General features: G+C 65.5%; 23 protein-coding genes. 14 read left to right on the top strand and 9 right to left on the bottom strand.

What is annotated here, in order from left to right; genetic code table 11:
- Positions 1-207: 207 nt before the first annotated feature.
- The 8 genes from mreB (at position 208) to tldD (ending at position 11,184) form a co-directional block, all read left to right on the top strand.
- Positions 208-1,245: a rod shape-determining protein MreB gene (mreB, locus tag HMPREF2914_RS20240; RefSeq protein WP_003094393.1), complete on the top strand. Its 1,038-nt coding sequence runs from the start codon at positions 208-210 to the stop codon at positions 1,243-1,245.
- Between the two features lie 31 nt (positions 1,246-1,276).
- Complete coding sequence (gene mreC / locus HMPREF2914_RS20245) at positions 1,277-2,317, top strand: rod shape-determining protein MreC (RefSeq protein WP_071533941.1); 1,041 nt, start codon at positions 1,277-1,279, stop codon at positions 2,315-2,317.
- Complete coding sequence (mreD, locus tag HMPREF2914_RS20250) at positions 2,317-2,811, top strand: rod shape-determining protein MreD (RefSeq protein WP_003094389.1); 495 nt, start codon at positions 2,317-2,319, stop codon at positions 2,809-2,811. The genes mreC and mreD overlap by 1 nt, the downstream gene beginning before the upstream one ends.
- Positions 2,812-2,900: 89 nt before the next feature.
- On the top strand, positions 2,901-3,506 hold the full coding sequence (locus tag HMPREF2914_RS20255) for a Maf family protein (protein ID WP_003110021.1): 606 nt from the start codon (positions 2,901-2,903) through the stop codon (positions 3,504-3,506).
- 33 nt (positions 3,507-3,539) lie between these two features.
- Positions 3,540-4,997, top strand: a complete 1,458-nt coding sequence (gene rng, locus HMPREF2914_RS20260; RefSeq protein ID WP_003094386.1) for a ribonuclease G — start codon at positions 3,540-3,542, stop codon at positions 4,995-4,997.
- A gap of 14 nt (positions 4,998-5,011) precedes the next feature.
- Positions 5,012-8,842 carry a YhdP family protein gene (locus HMPREF2914_RS20265; protein WP_023980549.1) on the top strand — a complete coding sequence of 1,277 codons (3,831 nt, stop codon included), beginning with the start codon at positions 5,012-5,014 and terminating at the stop codon, positions 8,840-8,842.
- A gap of 48 nt (positions 8,843-8,890) precedes the next feature.
- Entirely contained in the window at positions 8,891-9,739 is an 849-nt protein-coding gene (locus tag HMPREF2914_RS20270) for a carbon-nitrogen hydrolase family protein (protein WP_009315924.1), read from the top strand.
- Positions 9,740-9,741: 2 nt separating this feature from the next.
- Positions 9,742-11,184: a metalloprotease TldD gene (gene tldD / locus HMPREF2914_RS20275; protein WP_021264162.1), complete on the top strand. Its 1,443-nt coding sequence runs from the start codon at positions 9,742-9,744 to the stop codon at positions 11,182-11,184.
- A 30-nt stretch (positions 11,185-11,214) separates the two neighbouring features.
- Here the strand turns inward: tldD and yjgA are convergent, their stop codons facing one another.
- A complete protein-coding gene (yjgA, locus tag HMPREF2914_RS20280) occupies positions 11,215-11,739 on the bottom strand; it encodes a ribosome biogenesis factor YjgA (RefSeq protein ID WP_003094378.1) in 525 nt (174 codons plus the stop codon).
- Positions 11,740-11,837: 98 nt separating this feature from the next.
- On the opposite strand from yjgA, the gene pmbA reads away from it, so the two are divergent.
- The 6 genes from pmbA to HMPREF2914_RS20310 all read left to right on the top strand — a co-directional run bounded on the left by pmbA (position 11,838) and on the right by HMPREF2914_RS20310 (position 17,151).
- On the top strand, positions 11,838-13,187 hold the full coding sequence (gene pmbA, locus HMPREF2914_RS20285; RefSeq protein WP_003110024.1) for a metalloprotease PmbA: 1,350 nt from the start codon (positions 11,838-11,840) through the stop codon (positions 13,185-13,187).
- Positions 13,188-13,334: 147 nt separating this feature from the next.
- Positions 13,335-13,730, top strand: coding sequence for a hypothetical protein (locus HMPREF2914_RS20290; RefSeq protein WP_023092853.1), 396 nt, complete (start codon positions 13,335-13,337; stop codon positions 13,728-13,730).
- Positions 13,723-15,099, top strand: coding sequence for a class II fumarate hydratase FumC (gene fumC, locus HMPREF2914_RS20295; RefSeq protein WP_023092852.1), 1,377 nt, complete (start codon positions 13,723-13,725; stop codon positions 15,097-15,099). Before HMPREF2914_RS20290 ends, fumC begins: the two co-directional genes overlap by 8 nt.
- A 27-nt stretch (positions 15,100-15,126) precedes the next feature.
- Positions 15,127-15,576, top strand: coding sequence for a hypothetical protein (locus tag HMPREF2914_RS20300; protein WP_003094369.1), 450 nt, complete (start codon positions 15,127-15,129; stop codon positions 15,574-15,576).
- Positions 15,577-15,588: 12 nt separating this feature from the next.
- The gene (locus HMPREF2914_RS20305) at positions 15,589-16,200 is read left to right on the top strand and encodes a superoxide dismutase (protein WP_003098862.1); all 612 of its coding nucleotides are present in this window, start codon (positions 15,589-15,591) and stop codon (positions 16,198-16,200) included.
- 18 nt (positions 16,201-16,218) lie between these two features.
- Positions 16,219-17,151 carry a ZIP family metal transporter gene (locus HMPREF2914_RS20310; RefSeq protein ID WP_083323307.1) on the top strand — a complete coding sequence of 311 codons (933 nt, stop codon included), beginning with the start codon at positions 16,219-16,221 and terminating at the stop codon, positions 17,149-17,151.
- A gap of 96 nt (positions 17,152-17,247) precedes the next feature.
- On the opposite strand, the gene HMPREF2914_RS20315 is transcribed toward HMPREF2914_RS20310, so the two are convergent.
- The 8 genes from HMPREF2914_RS20315 to lptC all read right to left on the bottom strand — a co-directional run bounded on the left by HMPREF2914_RS20315 (position 17,248) and on the right by lptC (position 22,806).
- The gene (locus HMPREF2914_RS20315; protein WP_003094362.1) at positions 17,248-17,520 is read right to left on the bottom strand and encodes an HPr family phosphocarrier protein; all 273 of its coding nucleotides are present in this window, start codon (positions 17,518-17,520) and stop codon (positions 17,248-17,250) included.
- A 29-nt stretch (positions 17,521-17,549) separates the two neighbouring features.
- Positions 17,550-18,410 (bottom strand): RNase adapter RapZ, encoded by an 861-nt coding sequence (rapZ, locus tag HMPREF2914_RS20320; RefSeq protein ID WP_003094361.1) that lies wholly within the window; start codon positions 18,408-18,410, stop codon positions 17,550-17,552.
- A 1-nt stretch (position 18,411) separates the two neighbouring features.
- Positions 18,412-18,876, bottom strand: a complete 465-nt coding sequence (gene ptsN, locus HMPREF2914_RS20325) for a PTS IIA-like nitrogen regulatory protein PtsN (RefSeq protein ID WP_003098853.1) — start codon at positions 18,874-18,876, stop codon at positions 18,412-18,414.
- A gap of 13 nt (positions 18,877-18,889) precedes the next feature.
- On the bottom strand, positions 18,890-19,198 hold the full coding sequence (gene hpf, locus HMPREF2914_RS20330) for a ribosome hibernation-promoting factor, HPF/YfiA family (RefSeq protein WP_003094359.1): 309 nt from the start codon (positions 19,196-19,198) through the stop codon (positions 18,890-18,892).
- Between the two features lie 77 nt (positions 19,199-19,275).
- Positions 19,276-20,769, bottom strand: coding sequence for an RNA polymerase factor sigma-54 (locus tag HMPREF2914_RS20335; RefSeq protein ID WP_003094357.1), 1,494 nt, complete (start codon positions 20,767-20,769; stop codon positions 19,276-19,278).
- Between the two features lie 225 nt (positions 20,770-20,994).
- Entirely contained in the window at positions 20,995-21,720 is a 726-nt protein-coding gene (lptB, locus tag HMPREF2914_RS20340) for an LPS export ABC transporter ATP-binding protein (RefSeq protein WP_003094355.1), read from the bottom strand.
- On the bottom strand, positions 21,720-22,247 hold the full coding sequence (gene lptA / locus HMPREF2914_RS20345) for a lipopolysaccharide transport periplasmic protein LptA (protein ID WP_003120916.1): 528 nt from the start codon (positions 22,245-22,247) through the stop codon (positions 21,720-21,722). The genes lptB and lptA overlap by 1 nt, the downstream gene beginning before the upstream one ends.
- A complete protein-coding gene (gene lptC, locus HMPREF2914_RS20350) occupies positions 22,234-22,806 on the bottom strand; it encodes an LPS export ABC transporter periplasmic protein LptC (RefSeq protein WP_003094353.1) in 573 nt (190 codons plus the stop codon). Before lptC ends, lptA begins: the two co-directional genes overlap by 14 nt.
- Positions 22,807-22,814: the final 8 nt, after the last annotated feature.

The following is a 22,814-nucleotide window of genomic DNA, read 5'->3' on the forward strand; positions in this document are numbered from 1 at the left end:
GCGGCGGGGCGCCATGCGTTATATAAGGCAGGGAACGGATGCCGCGGTCGGCGGTCTAATTCCGCCTGGACGGGCCTTGTGGGGCCGGGAAAAGCCTGCAATTTAGCATATTGCCCGCCTTGCCCAAAATCCCCGTCGTTGTTAGAGTTTGCCGCACTTTTTTACCCGCGTATTTTTCACCCACGCTTCGCCTAGGGTTTCTTTCCCATGTTCAAAAAATTGCGTGGCATGTTTTCCAGCGATCTGTCGATCGACCTGGGTACTGCCAATACCCTTATTTATGTGCGCGAGCGCGGCATCGTCCTGAACGAACCGTCCGTGGTCGCCATTCGCAGCCATGGCAGCCAGAAGAGCGTCGTCGCCGTGGGCACCGAGGCCAAGCGCATGCTCGGCCGTACCCCGGGCAACATCGCCGCCATCCGTCCGATGAAAGACGGCGTGATCGCGGATTTCAGCGTCTGCGAGAAGATGCTGCAGTACTTCATCAACAAGGTCCACGAGAACAGCTTCCTGCAGCCCAGCCCACGCGTGCTGATCTGCGTGCCGTGCAAGTCCACCCAGGTCGAGCGCCGGGCCATCCGCGAATCCGCCCTGGGCGCCGGCGCCCGCGAGGTGTTCCTGATCGAAGAGCCGATGGCTGCTGCCATCGGCGCCGGCCTACCGGTCGAGGAGGCCCGCGGCTCGATGGTCGTAGACATCGGCGGCGGCACTACCGAGATCGCCCTGATTTCCCTCAACGGCGTGGTCTACGCCGAATCCGTCCGCGTCGGCGGCGACCGCTTCGACGAAGCCATCGTCACCTACGTGCGCCGCAACTACGGCAGCCTGATCGGCGAATCCACCGCCGAGCGCATCAAGCAGGAGATCGGCACCGCCTTCCCGGGCGGCGACGTTCGCGAAGTCGACGTCCGCGGCCGTAACCTGGCCGAAGGCGTACCGCGCAGCTTCACCCTGAACTCCAACGAGGTCCTCGAGGCCCTGCAGGAGTCCCTGGCGACCATCGTCCAGGCGGTCAAGAGCGCCCTCGAGCAATCGCCGCCGGAGCTGGCCTCGGATATCGCCGAGCGCGGCCTGGTGCTGACCGGCGGTGGTGCGCTGCTGCGCGACCTGGACAAGCTGCTGGCACAGGAAACCGGCCTGCCGGTGATCGTCGCCGAGGAGCCGCTGACCTGCGTGGCTCGCGGCGGTGGCCGCGCGCTGGAGATGATGGACCGCCACTCCATGGACCTGCTCTCCACCGAGTAAGGTGGCGAGCATCGTCGCCTAGGAGCGGATCATCAAACCGCTATTCTCCAAAGGCCCGTCGCTGGGCGTTCGCCTGTTGGTGCTGGCCGTGCTGTCGGTCAGCCTGATGGTGGTGGACGCCCGGTTCGACTATCTGGAGCCCGTCCGCAGCAAGCTGGGGATGGTGCTCACGCCTTTCTACGGCCTGGCGGAAATGCCGGTGCGCGCCTGGGAAGGCGTGCGCGACCAGTTCAGCAGCCGTAGCGAGCTGATCGCCGAGAACGAACGCCTCAAGGCCGAGTCCCTGCTGATGCAGCGCCGGGTGCAGAAACTCGCCGCGCTCACCGAGCAGAACGTGCGCCTGCGCGAGCTGCTCAATTCCGCCGCGCTGGTCGACGACAAGGTACTGGTCAGCGAGCTGATCGGCGTCGATCCGAACCCCTTCACCCAACGCATCATGATCGACAAGGGCGAGAACGACGGCGTCTTCGTCGGCCAGCCGGTGCTCGATGCCAGCGGCCTGATGGGCCAGGTGGTCGAGGTGATGCCCTATACCGCGCGGGTCCTGCTGCTCACCGACACCACCCACAGTATCCCGGTGCAGGTCAATCGCAACGGCCTGCGCGCCATCGCCGTCGGCACCGGCAATCCCGAGCGCCTGGAATTGCGCTACGTCGCCGACACCGCCGACATCAAGGAAGGCGACCTACTGGTCAGCTCCGGCCTGGGGCAACGCTTCCCCGCCGGCTATCCGGTGGCCACGGTCAAGGAAGTGATCCACGATTCCGGCCAGCCGTTCGCCGTGGTGCGCGCGGTGCCGACCGCGAAGATGAACCGTAGCCGCTACGTGCTGCTGGTGTTCAGCGACAGCCGCACCCCGGAACAGCGCGCCAACGACGCCGCCGAGGCCCAGGAAGAGGCGGACAAGAAAGCCGCCGCCGGCGCCCAGGCGCCCCAGCCTGCCGCGCAACCGGCCGCCGCGCCGTCGCCGGCCACCCCGGCAGCCCAGGGCGCTGCGCAGCAGCCCGCCGCCGCGCCCGCGCCAGCTCCCACGCAGCCTGCCGCTCCGGCGGCCAACGGGGGGCGCCGCTGATGGCTCGCGCGACTCAAGGTTCGAACAATGTCTGGGTGATCTGGCTGAGCCTGCTGGTCGGGCTGGTGCTGGCCGTAGCGCCGATGCCTACCTTCACCGAGATCGGCCGCCCGCTGTGGCTGGCGATGCTGCTGACCTACTGGGTGTTGCTGCTGCCCGAGCGCGTCGGGATGGTCACCGCCTGGCTGCTCGGCCTGGCCCAGGACGTGCTCTACGGCAACCTGCTCGGGCAGAACGCGCTGATCCTCGGCCTGATCACCTTCCTCGTGCTGTCCCTGCACCAGCGCCTGCGCATGTTCCCGGCCTGGCAGCAGTGCCTGGTGCTGGTGGTGGTCTACGGCCTGGCGCAGCTGCTCCAGCTCTGGCTCAACGCCCTGACCGGCAATCGTCCGCCGACCCTGACCTTCCTGCTCCCGGCCCTGGTCAGCGCGCTGCTCTGGCCCTGGGTGTACGCCCTGCTGCAGTTCGTCCGCCTGCGTCTCAACGTGAGGTAGGTCCGCTTCGCAGCTATGCTGCGGCGGATATCGTCATTCTTCGAAACGGGTGATCGGCGCATCGCCCGACGCGTTTCCCGGGAGCCTCCATGCCGTCGCTGTATCTCGCCTCCGCCTCGCCCCGTCGCCGTGAATTGCTGACCCAGATCGGCGTGCCGCTGTCCGTGCTCGCCACCGCTATCGACGAGTCCCCCTTGCCGAACGAAGCGCCCGCCGCCTACGTCGAGCGCCTGGCGCGCTGCAAGGCGGCCGCCGGGCTGGCTATGCTGGAAGGGCGCGGCGAGGACGGTTGTGTCCTGGGCGCGGATACCTCGGTGGTGATCGACGGGCGAATTCTCGGCAAGCCCGTGGACCAGGCCGACGGGCTGGCCATGCTGGCTGCGCTGTCCGGGCGCGAACACCAGGTTCTCACCGCCGTGGCCCTGGCCGCCGCTGGCGGCGTCGAGGCGCGGGTGGTGGAGTGCCGGGTGCGCTTCCGCCAGGTCGCTCCGGAAGAAGCGCTGCGCTACTGGCAGAGCGGCGAGCCGGCGGACAAGGCAGGCGGATATGCGATCCAGGGCCTCGGGGCGATATTCGTCAGTCGCATCGAAGGCAGTTACAGTGCGGTGGTCGGGCTGCCTTTGTGTGAAACTGCGGAACTGTTGAGGGAATTCGGCATCCCTTGCTGGCAGCCCGTGGGTGGCAACCCGCCGTAACGCCTAACGCGCCGAAATAAGGACAGTGGACGCATGAGCGAAGAGATCCTGATCAATATCACGCCGATGGAGTCGCGCGTGGCGGTGGTGGAAAACGGCGTCCTGCAGGAAGTGCATGTCGAACGCACCCAGCGGCGCGGCATCGTCGGCAATATCTACAAGGGGCGGGTGGTACGGGTACTGCCGGGGATGCAGGCGGCGTTCGTCGACATCGGCCTGGAACGTGCGGCGTTCATCCATGCCGCCGAGATATCCAATCGCGAAGGCAGCGCCGTGGAAAGCATCAGTGCCCTGGTCCATGAGGGGCAGGCGCTGGTGGTGCAGGTGACCAAGGATCCGATCGGCACCAAGGGCGCACGGCTGACCACCCACCTGTCGATTCCTTCGCGCTATCTGGTGTACATGCCGCGCACCAGCCATGTCGGGATATCCCTGCGGATCGAGGACGAAGTCGAGCGCGAGCGCCTGAAGAAGGTGGTGGCCGACTGCGTGGCGGCGGAAGGCATCGAGGGGCAGGGCGGCTTCATTCTGCGCACCGCTGCGGAAGGTGCGGGCGAGGACGAGATTCTCGCCGACATCCGCTACCTTCGCCGGCTATGGGACCAGATTGCCGCGCAGATCCAGACCGTCGGCGCGCCTTCGGTGATCTACGAAGACCTGTCCCTGGCGATCCGTACCCTGCGCGACCTGGTGAACCCGCGGATCGAGAAGATCCGCATCGACTCGCGAGAGAACTTCCAGAAGATCACTTCCTTCGTCGAAGAATTGATGCCGGAGATTTCCGATCGCCTCGAACATTACCCGGGCGAGCGACCGATCTTCGATCTCTACGGCGTCGAGGACGAAATCCAGAAAGCCCTGGAGCGCAAGGTACTGCTGAAGTCCGGCGGCTACCTGATCGTCGATCCGACCGAGGCGATGACCACCATCGACGTGAACACCGGCGCCTTCGTCGGCCATCGCAACCTCGAGGAAACCATCTTCAAGACCAACCTCGAGGCGGCCACCGCGATCGCCCGCCAACTGCGCCTGCGCAACCTGGGCGGGATCATCATCATCGACTTCATCGACATGGAGGACGAGGAGCATCGCCGGCAGGTCCTGCGCACCCTGGAGAAGCAACTGGAGCGCGACCACGCGAAGACCAACATCATCGGCATCACCGAGTTGGGCCTGGTGCAGATGACCCGCAAGCGCACCCGCGAAAGCCTGGTGCAGATCCTCTGCGAGCCGTGCCCCTGCTGCCAGGGACGCGGCATGCTGAAGACTGCGGAAACCACCTGCTACGAGATTTTCCGCGAGATTCTCCGCGAGGCGCGTGCCTACCAGGCCGACTCCTACCTGGTGCTGGCCAACCAGAAGGTGGTGGACCGGCTGCTCGACGAGGAGTCGGGTAACGTCGCCGATCTCGAGGCGTTCATCGGCCGCACCATCAAGTTCCAGGTCGAGGCGATGTACTCGCAGGAGCAATATGACGTGGTCCTGCTCTGAGGCGTATGGCTGAAATGGCGGATGTGGGAAGCCTCGGAACGCGACTGCTACGGATCGTCCTGGGTCTGTGCGCCCTGGTACTGGTGCTGCTGGCGCTGTACGTCAGCCTTGGCCGGCAACTGGTGCCGCTGGTGGCCGAATACCGCCAGCAGCTGGAGGGCGAAGCTGGCAAGCAACTCGGCATGCCGGTGCGGATTGCCGAGCTGACGGGCTCCTGGCGCGGCTTCGAGCCTCTGGTGGTAGCGCGCGACATCCAGGTCGGCGACGGCGAACAGAGTCTGCGCCTGGCGCGGGTGCGGCTGGCGCCGGACCTGCTCGGCAGCCTGCTGGCGCGCCAGGTGCGGATCGGCAGCCTGGAGCTGGAGGGACTCAAGCTGACCCTGCGCGAAGGCGAGGATGGCCAGTGGAGCCTGGATGGCCTGCCGCACAGTGACAAGCCCAGCGATCCCCGGAAGCTCCTGCAATTCCTGCTGCAGACCCAACGCATCTCGCTGCTGGACAGTCAACTGGAGGTGGCGCCGCGGGGAAGCGCAGCGTTGTCGCTCAGCGCGGTCGGCGCGACCCTGCGCAGTTCATCGGTCGGTGGGCAGAGTCTCGATGCCCGCCTGCAACTGCCGGATGGCCAACCTCTGGCGCTGCACGCCGAAGGGCGGATCGACAGCGGGGACTGGCCGCGCAGCAGCGCCAGGTTCTATCTCAGCCTGCCGCAGAGCGACTGGGCGCAATGGTTGCCGGCCGGTCTGACCCAGGAATGGAAGATCGTCCGGGCCAAGGCCGGCGGAGACTTCTGGTTCGACTGGCGCGACGGCAAGGCGCAACGGCTGGTGGCACGGCTGCTGGCGCCGCAGTTGAAGGCCTCGTATGCCGCGCGCAAGCCGGTGGAAATCAACGACCTGGGCATGAACCTGTTTTTCGATCGCGAAGCGCAGGGCTGGAAGGTTCGGGTCGGCGACCTGGCGGCGAATTTCGGCGAGCAGCGCTGGGGCGAGGTGGAGTTGCTGTTGCGTCGCGACCAGCAGAACAACGAGCCACACTGGAAGCTGCAGGCCGACCGCGTCGACCTGACGCCCCTGGTGCCGGCGATAGAAGCGCTGGCGCCGCTGCCGGACGCGGCGGCGGAGTGGGTGGCGGGCCTGAAGCCGAAGGGCATCCTGCACAACCTGAACGCCGATTTCTGGCCGCAGCGGGAGGTGCCCGAGCGGGTCAGCTACGCGACCAACCTGGAAAAGGTCGGTATCTCGGCGTTCCATGAGGTCCCGGCGGTGGAAAACGTCAGCGGCACCTTGACCGGCACCCTGGCCGGAGGCCAGCTCGACGCGTCGGCGCAGGATTTCATGCTGCACCTGGCCAAGGTGTTTCCCGAGCCGTGGCGCTACCGCGAGGCCCGCACGCGGATGTTCTGGAGCCTGGACGACCGTGCCTTCACCCTCGGCAGCCATCTGATGCGGGTCGAGGGCGAGGAGGGCCGCCTGGCCGGCGACATGCTGATCCGCCTGATGCGCGATCCCGGCGCTGAAGACTACATGGACCTCCAGGTCGGCCTCAGCGACGGCGACGCGCGCTTCACCGCCAAGTACCTGCCGACCCAGTTGCCGGGAATGAACAAAAGCCTGGCGAACTGGTTGAAGACGGCGATCCGCAGTGGCCATGTCGAGCAGGGCTACTTCCAGTGGCAGGGCTCGCTGAACCGTGGCGCGGCGGCCGAAGCCCACGTCATGAACCTGTACTTCAAGGTTCGCGACGGCGAGCTGGCCTACCAGCCCGGCTGGCCCGCCCTGAGCAAAACGGTCGGCGAGGTGTTCGTCGAGGATTCCGGAGTCCGCGTGCTGGCCACCAGCGGGAATCTGCTGAATTCCCGGGTCAGCGACGTCAAGGTCGACATACCTCTCGGCCGGCCGGGACAGACGCCGCACCTGTATGTGGATGGCGCCGTCGACAGTAACCTGAAGGACGGCATCAAGCTGCTCCAGGAAGCGCCGATCCCGACCCGCAAGATTTTCGCCGGCTGGGAGGGCGACGGGCCCTTGCAGGGCCACCTGAAGCTGGATATTCCACTGGACCACGACGAGGCCGGCAAGACCGGGGTGGTCGTGGATTTCTCCACCGTGGGCGCGACCCTGAAGATGCCCAGTCCGAAGCTGGATATGAGCGAAGTGAAGGGCGACTTCCGTTTCGACCTGGCCAAGGGCCTGAGCGCCCCGGCGGTGCAGGCCCGGGTGCTGGGCAGCGAGGTACGCGGGCGGATCGTCGCCGAGGGGCGCGGCGATGCGCGCACGCGCTTGCTGCTCAACGGCCAGGTGGCGGTCAAGTCGCTGAGCGACTGGCTCGGCGCTGGCCAGCGTCCGTTGCCGGTCTCGGGACGCCTGCCGTTCCAGCTCAACCTGCTGCTGGATGGCAAGGACAGCCAGTTGCAGATCGATTCGGATCTCAAGGGCGCCGTCGTCGACCTGCCGGCGCCGTTCGGCAAGACGGCCGCCCAGGCGCGGCCGACCCAGTGGCGGATGACCCTGGATGGCGCCGAACGGCGTTACTGGGCGCGTTACGACGGCCTCGCCAGCCTGGCCTATGCGGCCCCGGCGGACAAGCCGCTGAACGGACGCGGCGCCCTGCGCCTGGGTGGTGACCCGGCGCTGCTGCCCTCGGCACAGGGGCTGCGGGTGCGCGGGCGTCTGGCGGAACTGGACTGGGACGCCTGGCAGGCCACCCTGAAGCGCTACGGCAATGGCGACCAGGCTGCCAGTAGCGCTGCGGGCCTGCTGCGCGGCGCCGACCTGCGCATCGACAGCTTCAAGGGCTTCGGCCAGGAGCTGAAGAACCTGACCGTCGACCTGGCCCGCCAGGAGCGGGCCTGGCAACTGGTGCTGGTCAGCGACCTCGCATCGGGGCGTCTGGTCCTGCCGGATGCCAGGGGCGCGCCGATCGTGGTCGATCTGGACCGCCTGAACCTGCCGAAGTCGACCCTTCCCGACGAGAACAAGGTGGAGGACTCGGACCCGCTGGCCGCCGTCGATCCGCGCAGCCTGCCGGCGGTAGACGTGAAGATCGGCCAGGTCGCCCTTGGCGGCCAGCCGCTGGGCGCCTGGAGCCTGAAGGTACGGCCGGGCAGCAACGGCGTGGCGTTCAACGACCTGGACCTCGACCTGCGTGGCCTGCACGTCAATGGCAGCCTGCGCTGGGACGGCAGTCCGGGCAATACCCGCAGCACCTACCAGGGACGGATCGAGGGCAAGAACCTGGCGGATGTGCTCAAGGCCTGGAATTTCGCGCCGAGCGCCACCAGCGAACGTTTCCGCATGGATATCAACGGCCAGTGGCCGGGATCGCCGGCCTACATGGCCCTGAAGCGCTTCAGCGGCAGCATGGATGCATCGCTGCGCAAGGGGCAGTTCGTCGAGGTCGAAGGCAGCGCCCAGGCGCTGCGAGTGTTCGGCCTGCTCAATTTCAACGCGATCAACCGCCGGCTGCGCCTGGACTTCTCGGACATCCTCGGCAAGGGACTGAGCTATGACCGGGTGAAGGGGGGTCTCTCCGCCACCGACGGCGTCTACATCACCCGCGAGCCGCTGAAGCTGGAAGGGCCGTCGAGCAACCTGGAGTTGAACGGTACCCTGGACCTGGCTCACGATCGGATCGACGCCAAGCTGCTGGTGACCTTGCCATTGACCAACAACCTGACCCTGGCGGCACTGATAGTCGGCGGTCCGGCGGTCGGCGGCGCGGTCTTCGTCGTCGACAAGCTGCTCGGCGACCGGGTCTCGCGCTTCGCCAGCGTGCAATACAGCGTCAAGGGCCCCTGGCAGGATCCGAAGATCAGCTTCGACAAGCCATTCGAGAAGCCCCGCTGAGCGGCGCCCGGGCCGCGACGCGGCGCTTTCGTCCGCGAGGAGGAAACCATGTCCATTGCCGTGATCCAGATGGTCAGCCAGGACGACGTGACGGCCAACCTGGCCGCCGCCCGTCGCCTGCTGGAACAGGCCGCCGAGGGCGGGGCGCGGCTCGCCGTGCTGCCGGAAAACTTCGCCGCCATGGGCCGGCGCGACCTGGCCGAGCTGGGGCGCGCCGAGGCGCGGGGGAACGGGCCTATCCTGCCGTGGTTGAATTCCGCCGCTCGCGACCTCAGGTTGTGGATAGTCGCCGGAACGCTGCCGCTGCCGCCGGAGGGGCAACCCGAGGCGAAGGCGAATGCCTGTTCGCTGCTGATCGACGAGCACGGAGAGCGGGTCGCCCGCTACGACAAGCTGCACCTGTTCGATGTGGACGTAGCCGATGCGCGGGGCCGCTATCGTGAATCCGACGACTATGCTTTCGGTCAGAAGATCGTGGTGGCGGATACGCCGGTCGGTCGCCTTGGCCTGACGGTCTGCTACGACCTGCGTTTTCCGGAACTCTATACCGCGCTGCGCGAGGCCGGCGCAGAGCTGATCACAGCGCCGTCGGCGTTCACCGCGGTGACCGGAGCGGCGCACTGGCAGGTGCTGGTCCGCGCCCGCGCCATCGAGACCCAGTGCTACCTGCTGGCGGCCGGACAGGGTGGCGTCCACCCACGGGGCCGGGAGACGTTCGGCCATTCGGCCATCGTCGATCCCTGGGGCCGGGTCCTGGCCGAGCGGCCGCAGGGCGAAGCGGTGCTGCTGGCGGCGCGCGACGCCGCAGAACAGGCGGATATCCGCCGGCGCATGCCGGTGGTGGCGCACAGACGATTTTTCCCGCCTGCCGAACCGCGGCCGGCGCGTACGGAGTGAATATGAGCGAGTTGTTGTCATCCGTCAGCCAGCAATTGCTGGCCCCCGGTGGTCTGGAACTGGACAGCCTGCCCGGCATTCTTCATGAACTGAACGGCCCGGGCATCGATGCCGCCGACCTGTATTTCCAGAGCCAGGTCTCCGAGTCGTGGATGCTCGAGGACGGCATCGTCAAGGAAGGCAGCTTCAATCTCGACCAGGGTGTCGGGGTACGCGCGCAGTCGGGCGAGAAGACCGGCTTCGCCTATAGCAATGCGATCACCGCCGAGGCGTTGAAACAGGCTGCGGTGGCGGCCCGTTCGATTTCCCGTGCGGGACAGAACGGCAGCGTGCAGGCGTTCAAGGCCGTGGCGCCGGCTCGCCTGTACGCCGGCGAGAACCCGCTGGACGTGCTCAGCCGCGCCGAGAAGGTCGAGTTGCTGAAGCAGATCGACGCCGCTACCCGTGCGCTCGATCCCCGCATCCAGCAGGTCACGGTGAGCATGGCCGGCGTCTGGGAGCAGATCCTGGTAGCGGCCAGCGACGGTTCGCTGGCCGCCGACATTCGTCCGCTGGTGCGTTTCAACGTCAGCGTGATCGTCGAACAGAATGGCCGACGCGAACGCGGCGGCCACGGCGGCGGCGGTCGCACCGACTATCGCTATTTCCTCCAGGAGGATCGCGCCATGGGCTACGCCCGCGAGGCCCTGCGCCAGGCACTGGTCAACCTCGAGGCGATTCCCGCGCCGGCCGGCACCCTGCCGGTGGTGATGGGCGCGGGTTGGTCCGGGGTCCTGCTCCACGAAGCGGTCGGCCACGGCCTGGAGGGCGACTTCAACCGCAAGGGCAGCTCCGCCTACAGCGGCCGGATCGGCGAAAAGGTCGCCTCGAGCCTGTGCACCATCGTCGACGACGGCACCCTGGCCGGGCGTCGCGGCTCGCTGAGCGTGGATGACGAAGGCACGCCGAGCAACTGCAACGTGCTGATCGAGAACGGCGTGCTCAAGGGCTACATGCAGGACAAGCTCAACGCCCGCCTGATGGGCGTGGCGCGCACCGGTAACGGCCGCCGCGAGTCCTACGCGCACCTGCCGATGCCACGCATGACCAACACCTACATGCTGGCCGGCGAGAGCGATCCGCAGGAAATCATCGCCTCGGTGGAGAAGGGTATCTACTGTGCCAACCTCGGCGGTGGCCAGGTCGATATCACCAGCGGCAAGTTCGTGTTCTCCACCAGCGAGGCCTACCTGATCGAGAACGGCAGGATCACCACCCCGGTGAAAGGCGCCACCCTGATCGGCAACGGTCCGGAAGCGATGAGCCGGGTATCCATGGTCGGCAACGACCTGGCCCTGGACAGTGGCGTGGGAACCTGCGGGAAGGACGGTCAGTCGGTGCCGGTCGGCGTCGGCCAGCCGACCCTGAAGATCGATGCGATCACCGTCGGCGGCACCGGCGCCTGAGGCATGGCCCGGGCGCCGGCGCGACGAAACCTAGCGCAGGCCGCGCTTGGTTTCGTCCAGTTCGCGGATGTACTTGAACACTTTGCGTGCGGCGGCCGGCGGTTTGTTGTGCGCGGCCTCGTGCTGGGCGTGGCGGACCAGGCCGCGCAGGTGCTGGCGATCGCACTCGGGGAACTCCCCGACGAAGGCGTCGAGCGCTGCGTCGCCGCCGGCGATCAACTGGTCGCGCCAACGTTCGAGGGCATGGAAACGTTCGTTGTACTGGCGGGTGGAGGAGTCCACCTGGTCGATGAGGGCGACGATGGCGTCCACGTCCTGGTCGCGCATCAGTTTGCCGATGTACTGGATATGCCGTTTGCGGGCGATGTGCGCCTTGTGCTTCGGCGCCTCGAGCAGCGCCTTGCGTAGCGGGTCGGTGAGCGGCAGGCGCTCCAGCAACTGCGGTTGCAGGGTGGTCAGGCGCTCGCCGAGGTCCTGCAGGGCATGCAGCTCGCGTTTGATCTGCGACTTGCTCTTCTCTTCGAATTGCGAGTCGTCGTCGTGAAATTCAGCCATGGTGGTGGTCCAGTGGAAAACGCCGTCATGATAACGAGTCAGGGGCCGCTTGTCCGGCCCGGCCGCGTGGGCGGCCACGTCAACAGGAGAGTCAACAGATGAGTCTACATGCCGCGGCAGTCGGTCCCTCCGTGCTTCCGGACCTTCGCGAGCAGGTCGAGCAGATCATCGCCGAGGCCCGCCGCCAGGGCGCCAGTGCCTGCGAAGTGGCGGTGTCGCTGGAGCAGGGCCTGTCCACCAGCGTGCGCCAGGGCGAGGTGGAAACCGTCGAGTTCAACCGTGACCAAGGTTTCGGCATCACCCTCTACGCAGGCCAGCGCAAGGGCTCGGCGAGCACCTCGGCGACCGGCGAGGCGGCCATCCGCGAGACGGTGGCGGCGGCGCTGGCGATCGCCCGCCATACCTCCGAGGACGAATGCGCCGGTCTCGCCGATGCCGCGTTGATGGCCCGCGAGTTGCCCGAGCTGGACCTCTATCATCCATGGAGCCTGAGTCCCGAGCAGGCCGTGGAACGAGCCCTGGCTTGCGAGGCAGCGGCGTTCGCCGCCGACAAGCGGGTGACCAAGGCCGACGGCACCACCCTGAATACCCACCAGGGCTGCCGGGTATACGGTAACAGCCACGGTTTCATCGGTGGTTACGCCAGCACCCGGCACAGCCTCAGCTGCGTGATGATCGCCGAGGGCGAAGGACAGATGCAGCGTGACTATTGGTATGACGTCAACCGCCGTGGCGAGGCCTTGGCCAGCGCCGAGTCGATCGGTCGGCGCGCCGCCGAGCGCGCCGCCAGCCGACTGGGCGCGCGGCCGGTGCAGACCGCCGAAGTGCCGGTGCTGTTCGCTCCGGAAATCGCTGTTGGCCTGTTCGGCCATTTCCTCGGGGCGATCTCAGGCGGCAGCCTGTATCGCAAGTCATCCTTCCTCGAAGGCGCGCTGGGCCAGCGCCTGTTTCCCGAATGGTTGAGCATCGACGAGCGGCCGCACCTGGTCGGCGCGCTCGGCAGCGCCAGCTTCGATAGCGACGGCCTGGCGACCTATGCCAAGCCATTCGTCGAGAACGGCGAGCTGGTGTCCTATGTCCTGGGCACCTATTCCGGGCGCAAGCTCGGCTTGCCGAGCACGGCCAACGCCGGCGGAGTGCATAACCTGTTCGTCAGCCATGGCGACGAGGACCAGGCCGCTCTGATACGCCGGATGGGGCGTGGCCTGCTGGTCACCGAGTTGATGGGGCAGGGCGTCAACCTGGTGACCGGCGATTATTCCCGCGGCGCCGCCGGCTACTGGGTCGAGAACGGCGAGATCCAGTTCCCGGTCCAGGAAGTCACCATCGCCGCCAACCTGCGCGACCTGTTCCGCCGTATCGTCGCGGTCGGCAAGGACATCGAACGGCGCGGCAACCTGCATACCGGTTCTGTACTGGTCGAGTCGATGATGGTAGCCGGGCGCTGAGGCCGGGTTTCCCTCTGTAGAACGCCAGCGCTCGTCGCTGGCGTTTTCGTTTCCGCCTGTTCGATTGTCCGCCTCTATGGGGACCATGCTTGTCTTTTGCCAAGAAGAAAACAATAATCAATCTCATTATCGTCTGGTGAGGTTGCCATGTCCTTCGAGGCGCACGACCCGCAAGCATTGGATCACTGGTACTGGCTGGGCACGCAGATCCGCTGCGCGCTCGATCCCGACGAACCGCGCCTGCTCGACCAGTACCTCGGCGAGGCGCGCTATCTCGCCGGTTGGGAAGGTGTGGCCGCCTGGCCGCTGTTCGAGAAAGCCTACAACCTCCTGCTCGATACCGGTCGCGATCCGATATTGCCCTGGCACTGGCGCAGCCTCTGCCTCGACTACGCCTACCGGCCCCTCTGCGAACTTCAGCGATTGACCACCAACGGCAGCCAGCGGCGACGGCTGCGCCAGCTCTCCGTACGAATGGCCAGGCAGGACCTGGTGCCGTCGATGAGCTTCGATCACCCGCAACAAGGAAACCAAGATGACTGACACCCGCATCGAACGCGACAGCATGGGCGAACTGGCGGTCCCGGCGACCGCCCTCTATGGCGCCCAGACCCAGCGCGCGGTGAACAACTTCCCGGTCAGCGGCCAGCGCATGCCCCAGGCCTTCGTCCGCGCCCTGCTGCTGGCCAAGGCCGCGGCGGCGCGGGCGAACGTCTCCCTGCAGCAACTGGATGCACCGATGGGCGAGGTGATCGCCGAGACCTGCCTGCAGTTGCTGCAAGAGGATTTCATGCAGCATTTCCCGGTGGATGTGTTCCAGACCGGCTCCGGCACCAGTTCCAACATGAACGCCAACGAAGTGGTGGCGACCCTGGCCAGTCGCCGCCTGGGCGGCAAGGTCAATCCGAACGACCATGTGAACTGCGGGCAGAGCAGCAACGACATCATCCCCTCGACCATCCACATCAGTGCCGCCCTCGAGATCAGCGAACGCCTGCTGCCGGCGCTGCGCCACCTGGAGCAGACTATCCAGAGCAAGGCCGGAGAAGTGCATGCCTATGTGAAGACCGGCCGCACCCACCTGATGGATGCGATGCCGGTACGCATGAGCCAGGTGCTCGGTGGCTGGGCACAGCAGGTGCGACAGGCCGGCGTGCACATCGAGAGCGTACTTCCTGCCTTGCAGCAGTTGGCACAGGGCGGCACCGCGGTGGGCACCGGGATCAACGCCCATCCGCGGTTCGCCGAACGTTTCAGCCAGGAGCTGAACGACCTGACCGGGCTGGCGTTCCGCCCCGGCGACGACTTCTTCGCCCTGATCGGTTCGCAGGACACGGCGGTCGCTGCGTCCGGCCAGTTGAAGACCCTGGCCGTGACCCTGATGAAGCTGGCCAACGACCTGCGCTGGATGAACTCCGGGCCGCTTGCCGGGCTCGGCGAGATCGAGCTGGAAGCGCTGCAACCAGGCTCCTCGATCATGCCCGGCAAGGTCAACCCGGTGATCCCGGAGGCCACCGCGATGGTCGCCGCCCAGGTGATCGGCAATGACGCCGCCATTGCCGTCGCCGGCCAATCGGGCAACTTCGAACTGAACGTGATGCTGCCGCTGGTGGCCGACAACCTGTTGCACAGCATCCAGTTGCTGGCCAACGTCAGCCGGCTGCTGGCGGACAAGGCCATCGCCAGCTTCAAGGTCAACCAGGGCAAGCTCAGCGAGGCGTTGGCGCGCAACCCGATCCTGGTCACTGCGCTGAACCCGATCATCGGCTACCAGAAGGCTGCGGAAATCGCCAAGCAGGCCTATCGCGAGGGACGGCCGATCATCGATGTGGCGCTGGAAAACACCGATCTGGACCGTGCGCGCCTGGAGGTGTTGCTGGATCCGGAAAAACTCACGGCTGGCGGCCTCTGAGGCCGCCCCACCACTGGAGGTACCGCCATGCGTCATTGGCAACGAACGATCGAACAGGGCAACCGCTGTTTCGTCACCGGCGCATTGATCGATGCGCGTGAGCACTACCTCCATGCCCTGGCCCTGGCCCAGGTGCTGCTGGAACGCTGGGGCGACGCCGACGAGGCGGTGATGGCGTTCGTCATTTCCCATCACAACCTGGCCGACTTGCACCTGCAACTGGAGCAACCGGAGGAAACCGCCGAATACCTCTGCGCCTGCCACGAGCGGCTGTTGCGGGTCAGCGCCGACCAGAAGCTGCCGTTGGCCCTGCGCCAGGCGGCCCAGCATCACAGCCGGCGCACCTATGTCGAACTGCTGTCGTTCATCGGCGAACACGGTGCCTATCCGCGCACCGAGCGCCTGCTCAAGGGACCGCCGAACGCGGAGGTCCGACCCGAGTTCCTCGCTCCGCCCCCCTCACTTCGCTATCACTGACGGAGAGTTTCCATGCCCCACGCCTTGCCGCCCTTGCCCTACGCCTACGATGCCCTGGAACCGCACATCGATGCGCTGACCATGGAGATCCACCACAGCAAGCACCACCAGACCTATGTGAACAACCTGAACGCCGCGCTGGAAGGCACGCCCTATGCCGAGCAGCCGGTGGAAAGCCTGCTGCGGCAACTGGCTGGTCTGCCGGAGAAGCTGCGCACCCCGGTTGTCAACAATGGCGGTGGGCATGCCAACCACTCGCTGTTCTGGACCGTGATGTCGCCCCAGGGCGGTGGCCGTCCCGATGGCGACCTGGGGCGGGCCATCGATGAGCAGCTCGGGGGCTTCGAGGCGTTCAAGGATGCGTTCACCAAGGCTGCGCTGACCCGCTTCGGCAGCGGCTGGGCCTGGCTCAGCGTGACTCCCCAGGGCAGCTTGCTGGTGGAGAGCAGCGGCAACCAGGACAGCCCGCTGATGAACGGCAATACGCCGATCCTCGGCCTGGACGTATGGGAGCACGCCTATTACCTGAAGTACCAGAACCGCCGCCCGGAATACATCGGCGCTTTCTACAACGTGATCGACTGGCGGGAGGTCGCGCGTCGCTATGCGCAAGCCCTGGCCTAATACTACCCGTGATGCGAGATGGCTGGCCGGCAGCCTGGCGGTGCAGCGATGAAGGCGTTGCTCCATGGCATCGCCGAAGGTAACGGGCGGACGCTGCGCAACCTGCTGGGCCTGCTGATCTTCATCGGCGGCGGCTACCTGCTCGGCCGCCACGCCCTGTTGCTGGCCGAGCTCAACCTGCCGGCGCCCATCGTGCTGGCGTTGAAAGGCGGCCTGCTCTGCGCCTTCGGTACCGCTCTCGGGGCGATGCCGGTGCTGGTGGTGAAGAGCATGCCGGCGCGCCTGTCGGATGGGCTGCTGGGCTTCGGTGCCGGCGTGATGCTCTCGGCGACGGCCTTCTCGCTGATCATGCCGGCGCTATCCGCGGCCGGCGACCTCGGCTACTCGAAGTTCGGCGCGGGGTTCCTGGTCAGTTTCGGCCTGGCGGTCGGCGTGATGGGGCTGTTCATCCTCGGCCGGCTGATGCCGGACGTCCATCCCGGTTGCGAGGGCGCGCCACTGTCCGGTGGCATTCCCCCGCGCATCCTGCTGTTCGTCACGGCCATCGTCCTGCACAACATCCCCGAAGGCATGGCGGTTGGCGTGTCGGCCGGTGCCGGCCTGGACGAGGCCAACGGCCTCGCCCTGGGCATCGCTCTGCAGGATGTGCCGGAAGGGCTGGTGGTGGCGCTGGTGCTGGCCGGAGTCGGTATGTCGCGTTTCAAGGCGATGCTGGTCGGTGCCGCGTCGGGCCTGGTCGAGCCGCTGTTCGCGGTGCTCTGCGCCTGGCTGGTCGGCCTCTCCGCGCTGCTCCTGCCCTGGGGGCTGGCCGCCGCGGCGGGAGCGATGCTCTTCGTGGTCACCCACGAGATCATTCCCGAGTCCCACCGCCAGGGACATGCCGCCGAGGCTACGCTGGGCCTGGTGTTCGGCTTCTGCCTGATGATGGTGCTGGATACCGCGCTGGGCTAGGGGACTCATCCGACCCGCGCTGAATTGACGCCGGCCGTAATCGCCGGAAAGGAAAAGCCGCCAGTTGGCGGCTTTTTCGTTGTCTCTGGGAAGAGGCTACTCGCCTTCGTCGAAACGGTTGTTGATCAGTTCGACCAGCGCGTTCAACGCCTCGTCTTCCTGTTCGCCTTCGGTATGCAGGTGCAGGTTGGTGCCCTTGCCGGCAGCCAGCATCATCACGGCCATGATGCTCTTGCCGTCGACGCAGCTTTCAGGATTGCGGCCGACCCGGACCTGGCAAGGGTAGCGCCCCGCGACGCCGACGAACTTGGCGGCCGCGCGGGCGTGCAGACCGAGCTTGTTGATGATGGTGATCTCGAGGGCGGGCATCTTGGGGAGTCTGTCCTTCTTGTTATGGGCTAGCTGCTGAGATCGCGGTGGCGAATCTGCACGTTCTTCAGGGAATCCCTGAGTGCAGCGCCAATCCGCTCGGCGAGGTAGACCGAACGATGGTGCCCGCCGGTACAGCCTATCGCAACTGTTACATATGAGCGGTTACTGGCGGCGAAGCGCGGCAACCATTTGTTCAGGTAGCCGACGATGTCCTGGTACATTTCCTCGACGTCCGGCTGGGCGGCCAGATACTCGCGGACTTCCGGCTCCAGCCCCGAATGATCGCGCAACTCGGGCTTCCAGTAGGGGTTCGGCAGGCAGCGCACATCGAACACCAGGTCGGCGTCGACTGGCATGCCGCGCTTGAAGCCAAAGGATTCGACGAGGAACGCGGTGCCGGGTTCCGGCTTGTTCAACAGGCGCAGTTTGATGGTGTCGCGCAACTGATAGAGGTTGAGGCTGGTGGTGTCCAGCTTCAGGTCGGCGAGGTCGGCGATCGGTCCGAGCAATTGGCTCTCGTCGCCAATCGCCTCCGCCAGCGAACGGGTGTCGGTGGTCAGCGGGTGGCGCCGGCGGGTTTCCGAGAATCGTTTGAGCAGCGTCTCGTCGTCGGCGTCGAGATACAGCACATCGCAGTTGATGTGGTTGTCCCGCACTTCCTGCAACAGTTCGGGGAAGCGCTGCAACTGGCTGGGCAGGTTGCGGGCGTCGATCGACACCGCCACCTGTGGCTGCAGTAGCTCCGTGTGCAACAGGGCGCGCTGCGCCAGGTCGGGAAGCAGGCTGGCGGGAAGGTTGTCGATGCAATAGAAGCCGTTGTCTTCGAGGACGTTCAGGGCGGTGCTCTTGCCCGAGCCCGAGCGGCCGCTGACGATGATCAGGCGCATGTCATTGCCCGTTCTGTACGTCTACCACGATCTGATAAAGCGCTTCGGCAGTGGGAGCGCTGCGCAGGCGGTCGCGTACGTCGGCACGGTCGAGCATGGCGGCGATCTGCCGGAGCAGTTCGAGATGTTCTTCGGTCGCGGCCTCCGGTACCAGCAAGACGAAGAGCAGGTCGACCGGCGCGCCGTCCAGCGCGTCGAAGTCCACGGGAGCATCCAGGTGCAGCACGGCGCTGATGGGGCTCTGGCAGCCAGACAGGCGGCAGTGCGGAATGGCGATGCCATTGCCGAAGCCGGTGGAGCCGAGTTTTTCCCGGGCCACCAGGTTTTCGAAGATGGTCTGGGCGTCGAACTCCGGCAGCTCCCTGGCTACCAGGTTGGCGATTTGTTCGAGTACGCGTTTCTTGCTGCCGCCCGGCACGTTCACGAGGGAACGGCCGGGGGTCAGGATTTGCTCAAGTCGGATCATAGGGGAGGGGAGATCAGCGGGCGCCTACGCCTTGCTGCCGTTCGAGATACTTCTCTTTGTGTTTGATCAGTTGACGGTCGAGTTTGTCGATCAGCAGGTCGATGGCCGCGTACATGTCCTCATGTTCCGCATTGGCTACGATCTCGCCACCGGCGATGCGCAGAGTGGCTTCGATCTTCTGCTTCAGTTTCTCGACCTCCATGATCACCTGAACATTGGTGATCTTGTCGAAATGGCGCTCCAGACGGCTCAGTTTCTCGCCGACATAGTCGCGCAGGGCGTCGGTCACATCCAGTTGATGGCCACTGATGTTGACTTGCATACCGCGTTCTCCTTGTTGCCCGTGTGTAAGTGGCAGGTTAGCAACCTGCCTCCGGAACACCTTGGCGTGGATCAACGTCACACCAGTCGCTTGCGCTCGCTCGAAGGGGCTATGCCCAGGGATTCGCGGTATTTGGCGACGGTGCGGCGAGCCACTTGAATGCCCTGTGCCTCCAGTAAACCAGCGATCTTGCTGTCGCTCAATGGCTTTTTCGCATTTTCCGCGGCCACCAGTTTCTTGATGATCGCGCGGATCGCGGTGGACGAGCATTCCCCGCCTTCAGCGGTACTGACGTGACTTGAAAAGAAATATTTCAGCTCGAAAATGCCGCGCGGCGTATGCATGTATTTCTGCGTGGTGACCCGCGAAATGGTCGATTCGTGCATGCCCACCGCTTCGGCGATGTCATGCAGGACCAGCGGCTTCATGGCTTCTTCGCCGTAGTCGAGGAAACCGCGCTGGTGCTCGACGATCTGGGTGGCGACCTTCATCAGCGTTTCGTTGCGGCTCTGCAGGCTCTTGATGAACCAGCGGGCTTCCTGCAACTGGTTGCGCATGAAGGTATTGTCGGCGCTGCTGTCGGCGCGGCGGACCATGCCGGCGTAGGTGGCGTTGACGCGCAGGCGCGGCATCGCCTCCTGGTTCAGCTCGACCAGCCAGCGCTCGTTGTCCTTGCGCACGATGACGTCGGGGACGATGTATTCGGCTTCGCTCGATTCGATCTGCGAACCGGGCCGGGGATGCAGGCACTGGATCAGCTCGATGACCTGGCGCAGTTCGTCTTCCTTGAGCTTCATGCGCCGCATCAATTGGCTGTAGTCGCGGCCGCCGAGCAGGTCGAGGTAGTCGGATACCAGGCGCAGCGCTTCGTTCAGCCAGGGCGTGGTGGACGGCAACTGGCGCAGTTGCAGCAGCAGGCACTCGCGCAGGTTGCGAGCGCCGATCCCGGCGGGTTCCAGTTGCTGGATGCGGCGCAGCACGACTTCCACTTCGTCGAGCTCGACGTCCAGTTCCGGATCGATGGCGGCGAGGATTTCTTCGAGGGACTCTTCGAGATAGCCATCGTTGTTGATGCTATCGATGATGGTCACCGCGATCATCCGATCGGTGTCCGACATCGGTGCCAGGTTGACCTGCCAGAGCAGGTGGCTGTGCAGGCTCTCGCCGCTGCTGGTGCGCGCGGTGAAGTCCCATTCGTCATCGTCGTTGCTGGGCAGGCTGCTGGCGCTGGTCTGGTAGATGTCTTCCCAGGCGGTATCCACCGGCAACTCGCTGGGTATGCGTTCGCTCCACTGGTCGTCGTCGAGGCTTTCGACGCTGGGCGTGGCGCTTTCCTGGAGGGGGCTCTCCTGGGGCGCGCTGGCCGCCTGTTCGGCGCCATCGGCGAGGGGGTCGCTGTTGTCGAAATCGTCGCCGTCTTCCTGGCGTTCGAGCATGGGATTGGATTCCAGCGCTTCCTGGATTTCCTGCTGGAGGTCCAGGGTGGATAGCTGGAGGAGGCGTATGGCCTGTTGCAGCTGCGGCGTCATCGTCAGCTGCTGGCCCATCTTGAGGACTAGCGATGGTTTCATGGCTGAGGGCTTAGTACCTTATTCGCTGGTACCGGATGGCACCATCCACTACTACGGGTGCCGAGGTGGCGGCACCGCCAGGAAGCAAATTATATGCCTGAATTTTCGTACTTTGCCTAGGGTTGCTCTGAATAAATCATCCGCTCCAGGCGGCACTCGTGGTTGCGAAACCGCGGGCGAGCGGAACCGCTCCGGCGAGGCCGGAGGGCGCGCTAGGAGATTTCTTCAGAGGCGGAACTCGTGCCCCAGGTAGACTTCCTTGACCAGGTCGTTGGCGAGGATGCTCTCGGCATCCCCCTCCGCGATCAACTGCCCATCATTGACGATATACGCCGTTTCACAGATGTCCAGGGTCTCGCGGACGTTGTGGTCGGTGATGAGGATGCCGATACCCTTCGCCTTGAGGTGATGGATGATCTGCTTGATGTCGCCGACCGAGATCGGGTCCACGCCGGCGAAGGGCTCGTCGAGGAGGATGAATTTCGGCGCGCTGGCCAGGGCGCGGGCGATTTCCACCCGGCGTCGTTCGCCGCCGGACAGGCTCATGCCGAGGTTGTCGCGGATGTGGTGGATGTGGAATTCCTGCAGCAGGCCTTCCAGGGCTTCCTTGCGACCGTTGCGATCGAGGTCGCTGCGGGTCTCGAGGATCGCCATGATGTTGTCGGATACCGACAGCTTGCGGAAGATCGAGGCTTCCTGCGGCAGGTAGCCGATGCCGGCCCGGGCGCGCCCGTGCATCGGCAGGTGGGTGACGTTCTGCTCGTCGATGCGGACCACGCCCTGGTCGGCCTGGACCAGGCCGACGATCATGTAGAAGCAGGTGGTCTTGCCGGCACCGTTCGGACCGAGCAGGCCGACGATCTGCCCGCTATCGATGGACATGCTGACGTCGCGGACGACTTGCCGGCCTTTATAGCTTTTGGCCAGGTGCTGGGCTTTGAGCGTTGCCATTACTGGGCCTTTTTCTTCGGCTGGATGACCATGTCGATGCGCGGGCGCGGGCTGGTCACCTGGGAGCCGGTGGCACGACCCGCGTTGACGATCTGGCGCTGGGTGTCGTAGACGATCTTCTCGCCTTCGAAGGTGTTGCCTTCCTGGATCACCTTGGCCTGGTCGATCAGCACGACCCGGTTCTGCGTGACGAAGTACTGGATGGTCAGGCCATAGGCCTTGGTCACGTCCTTGTCCGGAGCGGGTTTCTGCTCGTAGTAGGCAGGCTTGCCGACCGAGGTCACGACCTCGATGTCGCCGTTCTTGTCCTGCTTCAGGGTCACGGTGTTGCCGGTCAGCTTGGTGCTGCCCTGGGTCACCACGACGTCGCCGCGGTAGACCGCGACGCCCTGCTTGTCGTCCAGTTCGGCGCTGTCGGCCTGGACGCGGATCGGTTGTTCGCGGTCCGAAGGCAGGGCCAAGGCCATGGAGCTGCCGAGGGCGGCAGTCAGACCGAAAATAAGGGGGAGGGTATTAACGAACCTCATGCTGACCTCTTACGTTGGACAGCAGGTGCATCCGGCTGTCTTTCAGATACGCTTTCATTCCAACAGCCGTCGTCACTCCATTGGCCGCGTCGATTTTAACGGCTTGCTCGGTCTGTGCATAATTCTTGTCGGGGAATACGGTCAGCCGAGTGGTGGTCAGGATGCTTGGTTGGCCCTTGGCATCGGTACGTGCGACGCGCACGTCGTCGATGAGTTCGACCTCCTTGCCTTTCGGTCCGACTTCGGCGCGGGCGCTCTGGATGTGCCAGGGTTGCACGTTGCCACGGAAGAGCAGCAGGTCGGGGGTGGTGACGAAAGTGATGTCCGTGGCTTTCTGGTGCTCCAGCTTCACCGCGGTCATCTCGTAGTCGAGGCTGCCGTCCTCCTGGTACTGGAGGCTATGGGCATTCTCGGCATAGTAGTCGATGGTGTTGTCCTGGCCGGGGCGGGTCGGCTGTTCGTTGAACAGCTCGAGCCCGACGTTCCAGTAGTAGCCCGCGACGATCAGCAACAGGGCGATCAGGGCGAGCAGCAGTTTCTGGCGTAGTGTCTTCGGCATGGTCGGCT

It is taken from the genome of Pseudomonas sp. HMSC067G02, from assembly GCF_001813485.1.
Taxonomy (GTDB): Bacteria; Pseudomonadota; Gammaproteobacteria; order Pseudomonadales; family Pseudomonadaceae; genus Pseudomonas; species Pseudomonas aeruginosa.

What these genes read in the sequence shown, in the direction of transcription:
- mreB (WP_003094393.1), top strand. Translation starts at nt 208, where the DNA reads ATGTTCAAAAAATTGCGTGGCATGTTTTCCAGCGATCTGTCGATCGAC.
- mreD (WP_003094389.1), top strand. Translation starts at nt 2,317, where the DNA reads ATGGCTCGCGCGACTCAAGGTTCGAACAATGTCTGGGTGATCTGGCTG.
- HMPREF2914_RS20255 (WP_003110021.1), top strand. Translation starts at nt 2,901, where the DNA reads ATGCCGTCGCTGTATCTCGCCTCCGCCTCGCCCCGTCGCCGTGAATTG.
- rng (WP_003094386.1), top strand. Translation starts at nt 3,540, where the DNA reads ATGAGCGAAGAGATCCTGATCAATATCACGCCGATGGAGTCGCGCGTG.
- HMPREF2914_RS20265 (WP_023980549.1), top strand. Translation starts at nt 5,012, where the DNA reads ATGGCGGATGTGGGAAGCCTCGGAACGCGACTGCTACGGATCGTCCTG.
- HMPREF2914_RS20270 (WP_009315924.1), top strand. Translation starts at nt 8,891, where the DNA reads ATGTCCATTGCCGTGATCCAGATGGTCAGCCAGGACGACGTGACGGCC.
- tldD (WP_021264162.1), top strand. Translation starts at nt 9,742, where the DNA reads ATGAGCGAGTTGTTGTCATCCGTCAGCCAGCAATTGCTGGCCCCCGGT.
- yjgA (WP_003094378.1), bottom strand. Translation starts at nt 11,739, where the DNA reads ATGGCTGAATTTCACGACGACGACTCGCAATTCGAAGAGAAGAGCAAG.
- pmbA (WP_003110024.1), top strand. Translation starts at nt 11,838, where the DNA reads ATGAGTCTACATGCCGCGGCAGTCGGTCCCTCCGTGCTTCCGGACCTT.
- HMPREF2914_RS20290 (WP_023092853.1), top strand. Translation starts at nt 13,335, where the DNA reads ATGTCCTTCGAGGCGCACGACCCGCAAGCATTGGATCACTGGTACTGG.
- fumC (WP_023092852.1), top strand. Translation starts at nt 13,723, where the DNA reads ATGACTGACACCCGCATCGAACGCGACAGCATGGGCGAACTGGCGGTC.
- HMPREF2914_RS20300 (WP_003094369.1), top strand. Translation starts at nt 15,127, where the DNA reads ATGCGTCATTGGCAACGAACGATCGAACAGGGCAACCGCTGTTTCGTC.
- HMPREF2914_RS20305 (WP_003098862.1), top strand. Translation starts at nt 15,589, where the DNA reads ATGCCCCACGCCTTGCCGCCCTTGCCCTACGCCTACGATGCCCTGGAA.
- HMPREF2914_RS20310 (WP_083323307.1), top strand. Translation starts at nt 16,219, where the DNA reads ATGGCTGGCCGGCAGCCTGGCGGTGCAGCGATGAAGGCGTTGCTCCAT.
- HMPREF2914_RS20315 (WP_003094362.1), bottom strand. Translation starts at nt 17,520, where the DNA reads ATGCCCGCCCTCGAGATCACCATCATCAACAAGCTCGGTCTGCACGCC.
- rapZ (WP_003094361.1), bottom strand. Translation starts at nt 18,410, where the DNA reads ATGCGCCTGATCATCGTCAGCGGCCGCTCGGGCTCGGGCAAGAGCACC.
- ptsN (WP_003098853.1), bottom strand. Translation starts at nt 18,876, where the DNA reads ATGATCCGACTTGAGCAAATCCTGACCCCCGGCCGTTCCCTCGTGAAC.
- hpf (WP_003094359.1), bottom strand. Translation starts at nt 19,198, where the DNA reads ATGCAAGTCAACATCAGTGGCCATCAACTGGATGTGACCGACGCCCTG.
- HMPREF2914_RS20335 (WP_003094357.1), bottom strand. Translation starts at nt 20,769, where the DNA reads ATGAAACCATCGCTAGTCCTCAAGATGGGCCAGCAGCTGACGATGACG.
- lptB (WP_003094355.1), bottom strand. Translation starts at nt 21,720, where the DNA reads ATGGCAACGCTCAAAGCCCAGCACCTGGCCAAAAGCTATAAAGGCCGG.
- lptA (WP_003120916.1), bottom strand. Translation starts at nt 22,247, where the DNA reads ATGAGGTTCGTTAATACCCTCCCCCTTATTTTCGGTCTGACTGCCGCC.
- lptC (WP_003094353.1), bottom strand. Translation starts at nt 22,806, where the DNA reads ATGCCGAAGACACTACGCCAGAAACTGCTGCTCGCCCTGATCGCCCTG.